Source organism: Massilia sp. S19_KUP03_FR1, from assembly GCF_036688685.1.
Lineage (GTDB): Bacteria > Pseudomonadota > Gammaproteobacteria > Burkholderiales > Burkholderiaceae_D > JALYUM01.
The window spans coordinates 1-14,698 of record NZ_JAQQPS010000029.1 but is presented as its reverse complement, the minus strand read 5'-3'; the positions used below and the strand labels follow the sequence as shown (position 1 = coordinate 14,698).

11 protein-coding genes are annotated in these 14,698 nt (G+C 64.9%); 8 read left to right on the top strand and 3 right to left on the bottom strand.

The genetic code is table 11. From position 1 onward, the window contains the following. Window positions 1-2: 2 nt before the first annotated feature. Window positions 3-1,523 (top strand): 5-methyltetrahydropteroyltriglutamate--homocysteine methyltransferase, encoded by a 1,521-nt coding sequence (locus tag V6M87_RS24270; RefSeq protein WP_332879246.1) that lies wholly within the window; start codon window positions 3-5, stop codon window positions 1,521-1,523. A 54-nt stretch (window positions 1,524-1,577) separates the two neighbouring features. Continuing rightward, complete coding sequence (locus V6M87_RS24265; protein ID WP_332879245.1) at window positions 1,578-2,081, top strand: SRPBCC family protein; 504 nt, start codon at window positions 1,578-1,580, stop codon at window positions 2,079-2,081. Between the two features lie 28 nt (window positions 2,082-2,109). Here the strand turns inward: V6M87_RS24265 and V6M87_RS24260 are convergent, their stop codons facing one another. Then, window positions 2,110-3,138: a LacI family DNA-binding transcriptional regulator gene (locus V6M87_RS24260; RefSeq protein WP_332879244.1), complete on the bottom strand. Its 1,029-nt coding sequence runs from the start codon at window positions 3,136-3,138 to the stop codon at window positions 2,110-2,112. Window positions 3,139-3,325: 187 nt separating this feature from the next. On the opposite strand from V6M87_RS24260, the gene V6M87_RS24255 reads away from it, so the two are divergent. The 5 genes from V6M87_RS24255 to V6M87_RS24235 all read left to right on the top strand — a co-directional run bounded on the left by V6M87_RS24255 (window position 3,326) and on the right by V6M87_RS24235 (window position 9,660). Continuing rightward, window positions 3,326-4,477 (top strand): ABC transporter ATP-binding protein, encoded by a 1,152-nt coding sequence (locus V6M87_RS24255; protein ID WP_332879243.1) that lies wholly within the window; start codon window positions 3,326-3,328, stop codon window positions 4,475-4,477. After that, window positions 4,468-6,423: a beta-galactosidase gene (locus tag V6M87_RS24250; RefSeq protein ID WP_332879242.1), complete on the top strand. Its 1,956-nt coding sequence runs from the start codon at window positions 4,468-4,470 to the stop codon at window positions 6,421-6,423. The genes V6M87_RS24255 and V6M87_RS24250 overlap by 10 nt, the downstream gene beginning before the upstream one ends. 88 nt (window positions 6,424-6,511) lie before the next feature. Further along, window positions 6,512-7,744, top strand: a complete 1,233-nt coding sequence (locus tag V6M87_RS24245; protein WP_332879241.1) for an ABC transporter substrate-binding protein — start codon at window positions 6,512-6,514, stop codon at window positions 7,742-7,744. 97 nt (window positions 7,745-7,841) lie between these two features. Next, window positions 7,842-8,801: a carbohydrate ABC transporter permease gene (locus V6M87_RS24240; protein WP_332879291.1), complete on the top strand. Its 960-nt coding sequence runs from the start codon at window positions 7,842-7,844 to the stop codon at window positions 8,799-8,801. A 7-nt stretch (window positions 8,802-8,808) separates the two neighbouring features. Further along, window positions 8,809-9,660 carry a carbohydrate ABC transporter permease gene (locus V6M87_RS24235; RefSeq protein ID WP_332879240.1) on the top strand — a complete coding sequence of 284 codons (852 nt, stop codon included), beginning with the start codon at window positions 8,809-8,811 and terminating at the stop codon, window positions 9,658-9,660. A 22-nt stretch (window positions 9,661-9,682) separates the two neighbouring features. Here V6M87_RS24235 and V6M87_RS24230 read toward each other — a convergent pair whose 3' ends face one another. Continuing rightward, window positions 9,683-10,558 (bottom strand): class I SAM-dependent methyltransferase, encoded by an 876-nt coding sequence (locus V6M87_RS24230; protein WP_332879239.1) that lies wholly within the window; start codon window positions 10,556-10,558, stop codon window positions 9,683-9,685. A gap of 65 nt (window positions 10,559-10,623) precedes the next feature. Then, on the bottom strand, window positions 10,624-11,745 hold the full coding sequence (locus V6M87_RS24225; RefSeq protein WP_332879238.1) for a metallophosphoesterase: 1,122 nt from the start codon (window positions 11,743-11,745) through the stop codon (window positions 10,624-10,626). A gap of 260 nt (window positions 11,746-12,005) precedes the next feature. Between V6M87_RS24225 and V6M87_RS24220 the strand changes: the two genes are divergently transcribed. Next, window positions 12,006-14,159: a DUF1631 family protein gene (locus V6M87_RS24220; protein WP_332879237.1), complete on the top strand. Its 2,154-nt coding sequence runs from the start codon at window positions 12,006-12,008 to the stop codon at window positions 14,157-14,159. Window positions 14,160-14,698: the final 539 nt, after the last annotated feature.

The following is a 14,698-nucleotide window of genomic DNA, read 5'->3' as shown; positions in this document are numbered from 1 at the left end:
TCATGAGCTTCCAACATCCCCACAATGCCGACGTCGGTTTCGACGGCGGCGACCTCGATTGCGGCAACGGCTTGCTGCTGTTGATCCGCAAGCACATCGACCCGCTGCCGCGCGGCGGCCTGCTCGAAATCCGCTCCACCGAAACCTCGGTGGACGAAGATTTGCCGGCCTGGTGCCGCATGACCGGCAACGAGATGGTCTCGTTCCTGCGCGATGGCAAGCAGCGCAGCTTCCTGGTCGCAAAGGGCAAGCTGGCCGAACGGGTTGCCACTGCCACCGGCGCGCCCGAGATGGGGTCGCGTTTCGAAGTGGTCGACGTCAAACCGTTGCTGGTGTTTCCGCCGGTGGCGCCGGCCCCGGCAATCCGGCCCCTGTCGGTGATGGGCATCGGCAGCTGGCCACGGCCGCGCTGGATGCTGCAGGCCGTGCACGAACACATGGAAGGCCGGCTTGATGAAGCATCGTTCCAGGCCACCGCCGACGATGCGGTGCGCCTGGCCATCAGCGCGCAAATCCGCGCCGGCGCCGACGTTGTCAGCGATGGCGAACAACGGCGCGACAGTTATTCCAGTTTCGTCGCCTCGCGCCTCGACAACTGCCAGCTGATTCCATTGACCGACCTGCTGCCGCTGGTCGACGACCCGGAAGAATTCGAGCGCGAATTGCGTGCACTCGACATTCCGGCCGGCGACGTGCGCCATCCGGCGCTGTTCGGCCCCCTCGGGCGCAGCCGCGGCATCGCCGTGCACGAAGCCGAATTCGCCCAGACGCTGACCGAGCGCCCGGTGAAGGTGGCGTTGCCAGGCCCGTACCTGCTCACGCGCACGATGTGGATGGAGTGTATTTCCGACCGCGCCTATGCCGACCGCGAGGCGCTCGCGGTCGACATCGTGCGCGTGCTGCGCGAAGAAATCGCCTGCCTGCTGGCGGCCGGCACGGCGCTGGTGCAGCTGGACGAACCGGTGTTGTCGGAAGTGGTGTTCAGCGGCCCGGCCAACCAGCGCAGCTTCATGTGCGGCGCCTTGTCGGCCAAGAGCGACAGCCCGGTCGAGCTGGCGTTTGCGCGTGACCTGGTCAACGCCGTCACCGAGGGTTTCCCGCGCGAGCGCATCGCCCTGCACATGTGCCGCGGTAACTGGTCGGCCGACGAGAGCCTGGCGCTGGCGGGCGACTACACGCCGCTGGTCGATATTCTCGGTCAGATGAACGTGGGCACCCTGTTCCTCGAACTGGCCACACCGCGCGCGGGCGAGATGGAAATCCTGGAACGCCTGCCCAAGCACCTGCGCATCGGCATCGGTTCATGCAACCAGAAGCATGCGCACGTGGAAAGCGTCGAGAGCATCGTTGCGCACGTCGAAAAAGCGATTGCGCTGTTCGGCGCCGAGCGGCTGCTGCTCACGCCCGACTGCGGCTTTGCCACGTTTGCCGACAACCCGCTCAATTCGGACCGCGTGGCCGAGGCCAAGCTGGCCGTGCTGGCGCAGGCGGCGGCGATTTTGCGCGAACGTCACGGGGTTTGATGTCGACGGCGTCGGCCGGCGACCAGCCATTTTAACTGTTCTGCAAGGAGAAATATGAACACGACCAATAACGAACGCTTCGTCATCGAACGCAGCTTCGACGCACCGCTTGCCCAGGTGTTTGCCATGTGGATCCAGCCCGACGACCTGGCGCGCTGGTTGCCCCCTGCAGGTTTTGCGATGCGCTTCCTGCGCGCCGACCTGCACCAGGGCGGCAGCACCCTGTTTTCCATGGCCGGCTACGGGATGACGATCACCGCCCGCGCGGAATACGAAGAAATTCGCAGTCACGATCGCATCGTCTACACCCAGCAATTCTGCGACGAACACGAACAGGTCATGCGCCATCCGATGGCGCCAGACTGGCCGGCCACTCTGCGCATCACCGTCGCGCTACGCGAAGAAGCCGCGGGGCGCACCCATGTGACGCTCTGCACGGACGTTGCGGGCGACGCGACCGCAGAGGAGATCGCCGCCTTCGTCGCCGGTCATGCCAGCATGGCGATGGGCTGGAGCGGCTCGTTCGCGCAACTGGACGCGGTGCTGGCGAACGCGTAACAACCTGGCAGGCGTCCGGACTTCCCGATCACGAGCCGGCGCGCGGTTTGCCGGTGGAAGCGCGTGCCACCAGCCACGGCGGCGAGGCCACGCGCACCGGCGCCGGCTGGTGCGGGTTGGCCACCAGTTCCAGCAGCAGCGCAATGGCCATCGTCGCCGCTTCGTTGGTTGGCACCGCCACCGTGCTCAAGGCGGGCCGCGTCTGGCGCGCCAGCTCGATGTCGGTGATGCCGATCACGGAAAGGTCGTTTGGTACCTGCAAGCCCAGGTCGGCCGCCGCGTGCATTGCACCCAGCGCCGGCAAGTCGTTGGTGGCGAAGATGGCGGTGATCTGCGGCGCCGCTACCAGCAGCCTGGCGGCGGCGGCGTAACCGCCTTCGACCGTGTCGTGGGCGTGCAGCGGCGCCAGCGCGGCGTCGGGATGGCCCAGGCGGGTCAACTCCTCGACGAATCCGCGATGCCGTTCGGCGTGGATGCAGCTGTCGCCGCCGCCGACGATGGCGCCGATCGTGCCGCTGCGGCCGTGCCCCAGTTCAACCAGGTGGCGCGCGGCGATGGCGCCGGCCAGGTAAAAGTCGACCGCGATGCAGGGCAGACCGGGTGGCTCGTGCGGCTTCTCCCACATGCACAGCACCACCGGCGTGCCGCGCTTTTCGGTTTTGCGCAGGTCGTCGAAATGCAGGTTCGCATTCATGATCAACACGCCGTCCGACAAGGTGCCGGCGATCTGGTGCAAGTAGGCGCGGCCGATCTCCGGGTCGTCGTTGGTGTTGCAGACCAGCAGGAAGCGGCCGTGCTGGCGCGCCGCCTGTTCCGCCGCCAGCGCGAACTGCGGATAGAACGGATTGGCGATGCTGGCCACCATCAGCGCCAGCGTCGGCGCGCGACCCTCGGCCAGCGCGCGCGCCGTCAGGTGCGGGCGGTAGCCGAGTTCCTCGACGGCGGCCAGCACGCGCGCGCGCGTGTCCGGGCCGACCCGGCCGCGATCGCGCAGCACGTTCGAGACAGTGGCCGAGGTGACGCCGGCGTGCGCCGCGACTTGGGACAGGGTGGTCATGGGTACGGAAAAAATAGCGATTGCATCACGAAACGGGCTTTGGTATATTCGAGCAAAATAGAAATAAAAACCACAACGGAGACAGCAACATGAAACGACAGGCCACGCACCAGGCCATTTTTTTTGTTCCTGATGATTAAGCGCTTAATCGCATTCTAAGCGGCTTCTTCAACATCAGGGAAAAAACATGGCAAGCATTTCATTACGGGCCGTACACAAGGCGTATGGCAGCAATCCGGACGTCATCCGCGACGTCAATCTGGAAATCGGCGCGCACGAATTCTGCGTGTTCCTGGGCCCTTCCGGCTGCGGCAAGTCGACCCTGCTGCGCATCGTCGCCGGCCTGGAAGACGCCAGCTCGGGCGAGGTGTGCATCGGCGGCAGCGTGGTCAACGACGTGGCGCCGGCCGAGCGCGGCGTGGCGATGGTGTTCCAGAGCTACGCGTTGTTCCCGCACATGACAGTCTACGAAAACATCGGTTTCGGCCTGAAGCTGGCCAAAACGCCCAAGGCCGAGATGGACCTGCGCGTGCGCGAGGCAGCGCGCGTGCTCCAGCTCGACGCGCTGCTGGAACGCAAACCGAAGGAACTGTCGGGTGGCCAGCGCCAGCGCGTGGCGATCGGACGCGCCATCGTGCGCCGGCCCGGCGTGTTCCTGTTCGACGAGCCGCTGTCCAACCTGGACGCCACGCTGCGCGGCCAGACCCGCATCGAAATCGCGCGCCTGCACAAACAATTCGACCACGCCAGCGTGGTGTACGTGACGCACGACCAGGTTGAGGCGATGACGCTGGCCGACAAGATCGTGCTGCTACGCGCCGGTCCCGATGTGGAACGCCTCGGATCAATCGCCCAGGTCGGCACCCCGCTCGAGCTGTACCACCGGCCTGCCAACCGCTTCGTGGCCGGTTTCATCGGCTCGCCGCAAATGAACTTCCTGCCCGCCACCGTGACGGCGGCCGACAGCGCCAGCGTGCGCATCGTGCTCGACCATACCCAGGAAGTGCTGCAACTGGCGCTGGACGGCAGATCATTGGCGCACGGCGCACAGGTGACCTTGGGCGTGCGGCCCGAGCACCTGTGCCTGAACCCGAGTGCGGTGCAAACCCTCAAACGGCGCGTGATGCTGGTCGAGCGCCTTGGCGAACAAACCTATCTCCATCTGGAGCAGGCCGGCGGCGACGTCCTGATGGCGAAATTGCAGGGCAATGCGGCGCTCGACATCGGCGCCGAAGTGGTGCTCGGCATCGCGCCCGACGCCTGCCATCTTTTCAGCGCGGACGGCAATGCCGTGCCCGCGCCCATCCATGCCAAACAGGAGAACATATTATGCGTTTAGGCGTCTGTTATTACCCCGAGCATTGGGACGAAGCGATGTGGCAGGACGACGCGCAGCGCATGAAGGAACTGGGCATCGCCCAGGTGCGCATCGGCGAATTCGCCTGGAGCCGCATCGAGCCGTCGCCCGGCCAGTTCAACTGGGGCTGGCTCGACCGCGCCATCGCCGTGCTGGGCGCGGCCGGCCTGGACGTGGTGATGTGCACACCCACCGCGACGCCGCCGAAGTGGCTGATCGACCAGTATCCGGACATCCTGCCAGTGGGCGCAGACGGTCGTCCGCGCGCGTTCGGTTCGCGCCGCCATTACGATTTTTCTTCGCCGAGCTATTTCGAGGCCTCGCAACGCATCGTCAAGCTGCTGGCGCAGCGCTACGGCGACAACCCGGCGGTGACGGCCTGGCAAACCGACAATGAGTACGGCTGCCACCACACCGTGGTCAGTTACGCGCCGGCTGCCGTGCAGCGTTTCCGCGCCTGGCTGCAAGATCGTTACGGCAGCATCGAGGCGCTCAATGCGGCCTGGGGCACCGTCTTCTGGAGCATGGAATACCGGTCCTTCGACGAGATCGACGCGCCGGTGGCCACCGTCACCGAGGCCCATCCATCGCATCGGCTGGACTACCGCCGCTTTGCATCAAGCGAAGTGGCGCGCTACAACCGCATGCAGGTCGATATCCTGCGCCAGCACGCACCGGGCCGCGCCATGGTGCACAACTTCATGCAGAGTTTTTACGAGTTCGACCACTACCCGGTGGCGGCCGACCTCGATGCGGCCACGTGGGACAGTTACCCGCTCGGCGCGCTGGAAGAGTTCTGGTTCGATGCCGACACCAAGGCGCGCTGGCTGCGCACAGGGCACCCCGACTTCGCCTCCTTCAACCACGACCTGTATCGCGGCATGTCGAAGCAGCCGTTCTGGGTGATGGAGCAGCAACCGGGCCCGGTCAACTGGGCGAACTGGAATCCGGCGCCGTTGCCGGGCATGGTGCGGCTGTGGAGCTGGGAAGCGTTCGCGCACGGCGCCGGCTGCGTATCGTATTTCCGCTGGCGCCAATGCCCGTTCGCGCAGGAGCAGATGCACGCCGGCTTGAACACCCCGGACAACCAGCTCGACCTGGGCGGAGAAGAAGCGGCCGTGGTGGCGCGCGAACTGGCGTTGCTGGCCGCGGCCGACAAGGATGCCGCCTGCAAGGTGCGCACCAAGGTTGCGCTGATTTTCGATTACCAGGCCAAGTGGCTCTTCGAGATCCATCCGCAGGGTGCCGATTTCCTGTACGCGCGCATCGTGTTCGACTACTACTCGGCGCTGCGCTCGCTGGGGCTCGATGTCGACGTGATTCCCACCACGGCCGCGCTGGACGGCTACGCCATGATCGTGGTGCCGCCGCTGCCGGTGCTACCAAGCGAGCTGGCGGCGCGCCTTCAAGAGAGCGGCGCCCACGTGGTATTCGGCCCGCGCAGCGGCTCCAAGACAGTCGACCTGCGCATTCCGGCCACGCTGCCACCAGGTGCGCTGGCCGCGCACTTGCCGATGCGGGTGTGGCGCGTCGAATCGCTGCGGCCGAACGTCAAGGAAGCCGTCACCAGTGGCGCGCTGTCCGGCCAGGGCGGCTTCTGGCGCGACCTGATCGAGGTGCAGGGCGACACCGTGGTGGAAGGCAGCTTCGCCGACGGCCACCCGGCCATCGTCGGCCATGGGCGCTTGCACTACCTGGCCAGCGTGTTCGACAGCGAATTCACGATCGATTATTTCCACCGCGTGGCGCTGTTGGCCGGGCTGCAGGCCGAGCGCTTGCCGGACGACGTGCGCATCAGCCGGCGCGGCGCACTGACCTGGGTATTCAACTACGGCAGCGGCGTGGCCACGGCGCCGCATCCGGCCGGGGCCCAGTTCGTCATCGGCCAGGCCGAGGTGCCGCCGCAGGGCGTGTCGGTGTACAGGTAAGCAGCACAGCAGGGCAACAAGCAATGCGCACAACGGGCACACGATCCGGCGCATCGGCAGAATCATCCATATAACAACAGGAGACAAAATGAAGAAAATAGTCAAACTCGGTATGCTGTCCGCAGTCCTGCTGGCCGGCGCAGCGCAAGCCGGCACGCTGGCCATCAATATCGCCTTCAAGGGTGCCAGCCAGCGCGCCGTCTGGCAGTCGACGCTGGACGAATTCAAGAAGGCCAATCCCGATATCGAGATCAAGGCCGCCTTCATCGACGAGGAAGCCTACAAGGTGCAGCTGCCGGGCTGGCTGTCGACGGCGGCGCCCGACATCGTCACCTGGCATAACGGCGAGCGCATGGCCTACTACGCCAGCCGCGGCCTGTTCGAAGACTTGAGCGCCGACTGGGCCAAAAACAACTGGAACCAGATGTACGCCTCGGGCAAGGACGCTTCGTCGTACAAGGGCAAGCAGTACGCGCTGCCTACCGTGTACTACTCGTGGGGCCTGTTCTACCGCAAGGACGTGTTCCAGAAGGCCGGCATCACGGCCGAGCCGAAGACCTGGGCCGAATTCATGGAGGCCAACAAGAAGCTGAAGGCGGCCGGCGTCAGCCCGTTCACCGTCGGTGGACGCGACGCCTGGACCCTGGCCGGCTGGTTCGATTATCTGGACCTGCGCATCAACGGCAACGCCTTCCACCAGCAGTTGATGAAGGGCGAGATCGCCTACACCGACCCGCGCGTGAAAAAAGTCTACGCCGCCTGGAAGACCCTGATCGACGCCAAATACTTCATCGACAGCCCGCTCTCGTACGACCTGGACGCGGCCCAGCCGTTCCTGTTCCAGGGCAAAGCGGCGATGATGCTGATGGGTACCTTCATCGCCAAGGGCTTCCCGCCGGCGCAGGCGGCGCAGATCGGCTATTTCCAGTTCCCGATCATCGACCCGGCCGTGCCCACCGCCGAGGAAGGCCCGATCGAGTCGCTGCACATTCCGACCAAGGCCAAAAACAAGGTCGACGCGCGGCGCTTCCTGGCGTTCGCCGGCACGCCGCAGATCAGTGCCACGCTGGCCGAGGGCCTCGGCTCGCTGCCGGCCAACAGCAAATCGCCGGCGCCGGCAGAACCGATTTCCAAAATCGGCTTCGAGATCCTGTCCAACACAAATGGCGGCATCGCGCAGTTTTATGACCGCGACATGAACAAGGAAATGGCCGACGAGGGCATGAAGGGCATGCAGAAATTCCTCAACGACCCGAACGCGCTGGACGACATCCTGAAACAGCTCGAGCAGACCAGGAAGCGCATCTACAAGAAGTCCTGATGCTGCAGGCTGGCCGGCCGCACCCGCGGCTGGCCAGCCTGACGTTCGATCCGTTTTTCGCTGTTTTTCACACGCTTGATGAGCAAGGTGCACCATGATGGACGCAAAACCCGGAGCCAGCCTGACGCTGGCGCAACGACCGACCAGGACATCGCCGGCGCCAGCTGCCGCGCGGCCAGCACGGCGCCGCACGGCGTGGTACGCCGCGCAATCGTTCCGGCGCCATCGGGCCGCCTTCCTGTTCCTGGCACCGGCCTGCTGCATGGTCGGACTGTATGTGGTGTATCCGATCATCAGCACGATCTACCTGAGCTTCTTCACCTGGGATGGCATGACGGACAAGACCTTCGTCGGCCTGGCCAATTACGTCGAACTGTTCCAGGCGCCGACCTTTTTCACGGCGCTCAAAAACAATCTGCTATGGCTGCTACTGTTCCTGCTGGCGCCACCGGCCGGGTTGGCGGTGGCGCTGTACCTGAACCAGCAAGTGAAGGGCATGCGTCTGGTGAAGTCGCTGTTTTTCGCGCCGTTCGTGCTCTCCGGGGTGGTGGTGGGACTGATCTTCAGCTGGTTTTACGATCCCACCTTTGGTTTACTGGCGCTGCTGCTCGGCCATGGCATCCCGGTGCTGGGCGACCCGCGCTACGTCAATTACGGCATCATCTTCGCCGCGCTGTGGCCGCAGACGGCCTACTGCATGATCCTGTTCCTGACCGGTCTCACCTCAATCAATGCCGACCAGGTCGAGGCGGCGCGCATGGAAGGCGCCAAAGGCTGGAACATGCTGCGCCACGTGATCCTGCCGCAGCTGCGCCCCAGCACCTTCATGGCGGTGGTGGTGACCATCATTGGCGCGCTGCGCAGCTTCGACCTGATCGCCGTGATGAGCGGCGGCGGGCCGTTCGAGAGCTCCACCGTGCTGGCGTATTTCGCCTACGACCAGGCCATCAAATATTATCGCCAGGGGTATTCCGCCGCCGTCGCCGTGGTGCTGTTCGCGCTCATGCTGGTGTATATCGTCTACCACCTCAAGCGCATGTTGCGCAACGAAAGATAGGCCGACCATGTATCCGATGCCGATCGAAAAATGGACGCCGAAGAAGCGCTTCCTGTACAAACTATCGCTGCCGCTGGCGCTGCTGGTCTGGCTGCTGCCGATGCTGGCCGTGCTGGTGACCTCGGTGCGCTCCAGCGAGGAGCTGGTGCAGGGTAATTACTGGGGCTGGCCGAAAGACTTGTCCATGCTGGCCAACTACCGCGAGGCGCTCACCAGCTCGCCCATGCTGCACTACTTCTGGAACAGTTGCCTGATCACGATCCCGTCCGTGATCGGCGCCATCGCGCTCGCGTCGATGGCCGGTTTCGCGCTGTCGACCTATCGCTTCCGCGGTAACACCCTGTTGTTCGCTGCATTTGTGGCCTGCAATTTCGTGCCGGTGCAGATCCTCATGATCCCGGTGCGCCAGTTGTCGCTGGACTTTGGCGTGTTCAACACGGTGTGGGGGCTGGTGCTGTTCCATACTGCGTTCCAGACCGGCTTCTGCACGCTGTTCCTGCGTAACTTCATCAAGCAGTTGCCGTTCGAATTGATCGAGGCCGCGCGCATCGAGGGCGCCGGCGAGTGGACCGTGTTCACGCAAGTGATCCTGCCTTTGATCCGGCCAGCGCTGGCGGCGCTGGGTATTCTGGTGTTCACCTTCGTGTGGAACGATTATTTTTGGGCGCTGGTGCTGACCCAGGGCGACACGGCCGCGCCGATCACGGTTGGCGTGGCCGGCCTGAAGGGACAGTGGACCACGGCCTGGAATCTGGTGTCGGCCGGCTCCATCCTGGCGGCGCTGCCGTCGGTGCTGATGTTTTTCCTGATGCAAAAGCACTTTGTCGCCGGCCTGACGTTTGGCGCGACCAAGGGCTAGGCCGCGCCGTCATCGCTGCAAGTTAGTGCATCACCTTCGTTGCGCGCCGGGTGACGATCACTTCCAGGTATTCACCCGGCACCACCAGCGAGTCGGGGCCGGCCGTATTGTGCCGCTCCATCATCTGCAACAGTTCCTGCTCGAGCATCCGCGCGGCGACAGGGCTGAGGGCGGCGAATGCCTTGTGTACCGGGCCGTAGAAGTCGCGGAAAATTTGCAGCATGTGGGCGGCCGAGCCGTAGCGGAAGTTGAATATCTTGCGTTCGGCATGGATGGCGGACGCTGCATTGCCGAACAGCTGGCGCATATAGTCTTCCGTGCCCCACAGCAGGGCCGGTTTCAGGCCGGGGGGCGGCGGCAGGTGCTTGCCGACGATTTTGAATAATTGGCCGACAAAACCTTCGGGCGTCCAGTTGGCCAGGGCGATGCGCCCGCCGCCGCGCACCACGCGCAGCATTTCCCCGGCGGCGCGCTCTTGGTCGGGGGCGAACATCACGCCGAAAGTGGACAGGGCGACGTCAAAACTATCGTCGGGGAACGGTAGTGCTTCGGCGTCAGCCTCGATGAACTCAACTTGCAGACCCTCGGCGGCGGCGCGCGCGCGGCCCTTGTCAAGCAACGCCGGGACGTAGTCGGTGGAAGTGACCGTGGCAAAGCGGCGCGCCGCCGCCAGGGTGGCGTTGCCGTTACCTGCGGCGATGTCGATGACGGTTTCATGGGCGCGGATATCGGCCGCTTCGGCCAGCGCTTCACCGACGATTTGCAGCGTGACGCCGATGACGGCGAAGTCGCCGCTGGCCCATGCTGTTTGCTGATATTGCTTGATGCCGGCAAGGTCGGGCGCCCCTGCGTCGCGCGCGCTCGCGGACGCGGGTGGGGTTTGGGCAGGCTGGGTCATGGCGCACCTCCGGGTTGACGTGGCTAAAAATCGTTTGACCAGCGCGCACCCGTGCAGTTCACCGCTCAGCCTGGTGCGCGGCGCAAGATAATGCGCGTCAGCTCCGATGGTTTGCCCAGCCGCAGCGCGAGGCCGCCCCACAGTGCCGTGCCATTGTTGACATACAACTGCATCCCCTGCACGTCATACAAGCCCGAGACGAAGCCGGCGTTGGCCAGCGCAAAAATGCGGTCCAGCCCGACGATCAGCCCGCCATGGGTATGGCCGGACAGCTGCAGCGCCACGCCCTGCGCCGCTGCCGCGCGCGCATTGCGCGGCTGGTGGTCGAGCAGTATCACTGGCGCGCCACGCGGCGCGCCGGCCAGCGCCTGCGCAAGGTTCGGCTGCGGGTAGCCGGCCCGGCTGGCGGACAGGTCGGTCACGCCGGCCAGGACCAACTGGGCGCCGCGCCGTTCGATCACGCTGTGGCGGTTTTCCAGCGGCCGCATGCCAAGACCGGCGAAGTGGCGCATCCAGGCTGGCTCGTCAAAAAAATATTCATGGTTGCCGGGAATGACGAACACGCCGTCCGGCGCACGCAGGCCGCGCAGCGCAGCCACGTCCAGCGTACGCTCGGCCACGCCGCCATCGATCAGATCGCCGGTGATGACGACCAGGTCGGCGTTGGCCGCGTTGGCGCCCTCGACCAGCGCACGCGTCCACGGCGCCGGAAACAAGGGACTAATGTGCAGGTCAGTGAGCTGCAGCAAGGTGTAGCCGTCGAACGCGGGGGGCAGGTTGTGTATGCGGACCTCAACGTCTTTCAACGGCGGCACCCGGATGGCCTGGTGCACCCCGATGGCGGCCAGCACCAGCGCTGCGCCGGCCATTGCATAACGCAGGCCCGGCGCTATCACCCGCCGCCGTGCACGTACCAGGCGCGCCAGGACGGTCGCCAGGTCCAGCACGATCTGCATCAGCGCCAGCAGCAAGATGGCGCCAAAGCCCCAGTTGAACAGGATCACCAGGCTTCTCGGCATTTCCGCCGTGAATACACTGCCCGACGACAGGCGGCTGAACAGGTGGTACTGCGCCGCCAGCAGCAGTATCAGGGCGACAGCAACCTTGGCGGACCTGCGCCACGGCAGCGGCCAGAGGAAACGGGTAACCACCACGAGCCAGGGAAGCGTGAAAACGAAATGAAACATCAGATCCTTGAAAGCGGTCTAAAATTGATTCCGCATATTATTACAAACAAACAAGTATCGTAATTCTGCAGAATACCGGGCATTCCGGCGCGGCCGTGTTTTTTTGTCATGATCAATTCACTGCAGTGGTCGCTTTCGTGGACCTGACACCACACCAGACGAGCATGCCGGCACTGTCCCGCCCGATCCTCGTAAAACTGTGGCCTATTACGCTATGATTCAATAGTTGCCCCTAATAAAGTACCAGGTCGTTGTCGCACATGCAAAACACCACCAAGCACATCGTCCGTCTTGCCCAGCGACAGGCACTGAGCAGCTTCGCAGAACTGGTCGCCGACATGCTGGTGGACACGAACGCCCAGATCGGCGCGGCGGTGCGCGCTGCGCCGGCGTCGGAGCAGGCTGCCCTGGGGGCGGCCCGCAACTGGCTGTATCAGACGGACCGCGCGTTCCGCGAGACCATGCTGGCCAAATTCAGCACCTTGCTGGAACGCGCCATGGAGACCATGCACACCGATCTGCGCGCGGCCTTGCACGATATTCGGGCCGATAACCTGAGCCTGGTGGACGACGATGTGATGACGCGCCAGATCGAGCTGGACCGCCTGGCGGTGCGCCTGCGTGACGTCGATGAAATCAGCCTGGGCCGCATCAACCTGACCATTGCCAGCCTGCACGGTGTGAGCAAGGTGCGCGAGCGCGAAAATCCGTTTCGCCCCTACCTGGCCGCGCGTGCGCTGTATGAAACGGTGCGCGAGATGGTGCGCGAACCAGCGGTGGCGAAAGTGCTGTTCGATTACATGGCCGGCGCCATAGCCAACCGCCTGCCCGGCTACTACGCCGCCATCCTGGGCCACTTTCAGGCCCGCGGTCTGGATGCGCGCCTGCTGGCCCAGCCGTCGGAAATGACGCGCGAGCAGCGTGAACGGCTGAGCGCACAGTACGCGCCCGGTGGCGCGCACCAGGTGCAGGGCTTGCAGGAACTGGTCTGGCAAGTGCTGGACCAGCAGGGCAAGCCGCGCGGCGCGGTGGCAGCGCGCCATGCCGCAGCCGCCCCGCAAGCGCCAGCCGGCGCGCTGACGCCGCAGCGGGCCCGGCTCGACGCCCAGCTGCGCCAGCTTCAGCATGAACGCCTCACCGACGACGCTGCACCGGCGCCCTCGCCGCTGGCCTTGAGCGAACAGATCGGTGAAAAAGCGGACCCGCTCAACCGCGTCACCATCGACCTGGTCGGCCTGGTGTTTGACTACATCCTGCGCGAGGAACTACTCCCGCAGGCGATGCGGATCCTGCTCGGCCGCCTGCACGTGCCCTTCCTGCGCGCCGCCGTGCTCGACCCGGCATTGCTGCAGGAATCGGGGCATCCGGCGCGCAGCCTGCTCGACCGCCTGGGCACGCTGGGCGCCGCGATGCTGCCAGTGCCTGGCGCTGCCGACATGCCAGCGCTGCGCGACGAGGCCAGCCGGCTGGTCGAGCGGGTGCGCCAGGGCTTCGACACGGACGTGCAAGTGTTCTCCAGCGCCGAGCGGGAACTCGATACCGTCGTCAGCACCATGCTGGCGCGTTCCAACCCGCTGTACACCCGCCTTCGCGACGCGGTCGCCGCCGCCGACGCCAGCGACGCGCAGTTATCTAGCCTGCAAAAAACGCTGACGGTGTTGCTGGCGCCATTGCAGCTCGACCCACGCCTGGCCACCTTCATCGATACGGTCTGGATCAAGGTCATGTTGCATCAGGGCGACGGTGCGATCGACGCGGCGCTGCTGCCGGAGTTGATCTGGAGCGCCCAGGAGAAGGCCGCGCCGGCCGACCGCAGTGTGTTGATGCGCGCCCTGCCGACCCTGGTGCGGCGCGTTCGGGAAGGCATCGCGCTGCTCGGTTTGTCCCCCGCAGCGGCGCAGGCGGCGCTCGACCAGCTGGCGGCGGTCCACATGGACGTGCTGGGCCAGCGCGTAGCGCCAGGTGGGCGCTCGATGAGCCTGGACTGGCTGCACGTGCACTTCGCGCCATTGCAGGCGGCAGCGGCACCGTCGACCCAGGCCGAGCCGTTGTCGGCCGCCGCGCTGGAAGCGGCGCTGGCGGGTCAAGGCCTGTCCGCCGTGGTACACAGCGAACCGGTGTACCGCGACGCGATGGCAGTCGATGAAGACTGGCTCGGACAGGCGCGTCCGGGCGCGCGCTTCGAAACGCTGGTCGACGGACGCTTCATGGTAGTACGACTGGAAACCGTCGACGCCGAGCAGTCTGCGTTTATTTTCAGCACGCCGGTGCCTGCCCTGCCGCTGGTGTACCGCAGAAATGCCCTGCTCGCCGCCATGCACACGGGCACCCTGCGCCCGGTCGAATACGCGCCGCTGTTCCAGCGCGCCGTCAGCGCCTCCATGGCCGGACTCGGGGCGCTGGCGCCAGCGTGATGCCGCCGGCCTGGTTGGCGGCCGGCGTCGCGTCAGTGACGCTCTTTCGCGTACTCTGGCCTTGTACAGCGCTTCGGCGTGGGTCTTGTCGCTGACCACCAGGAATGCGGGAGGCGCCGACAATGCCGCCACGTGGCTAGCCTTGCTGGGGAGAACCGGGGAAACGGAAAAAATCTTACTCGAAGGCCAGTTCGTCACGGCGGTATGGAAGGGCGAACAACGCCCTTGATGGAATTCCCACAGAATTCGGAAAATCGTACGTCTGGCTGGTCATCGCTCAATGGCCGCGATCGCCCCAAAGCGGACGATCTAACCCTGCTTCCGCTTTGCCTTTTCCTCTTTCAAGATCGAGTTACACTCTTCGTCGGTGGGTATCGTCCGCTCAGTAAGAATGCTATGCCAGCCCCCGCATTCGGGTGTAGGGCATCCACACTTTGTAGCCCGTATGGGATGCTTGGTAAGTGTCAAGACCCGCTTGGTTATAGACGCGTTTAACGAATAATTCTGGCTTTTTATCGTGCCAGTTTTTCAGTGCCTGG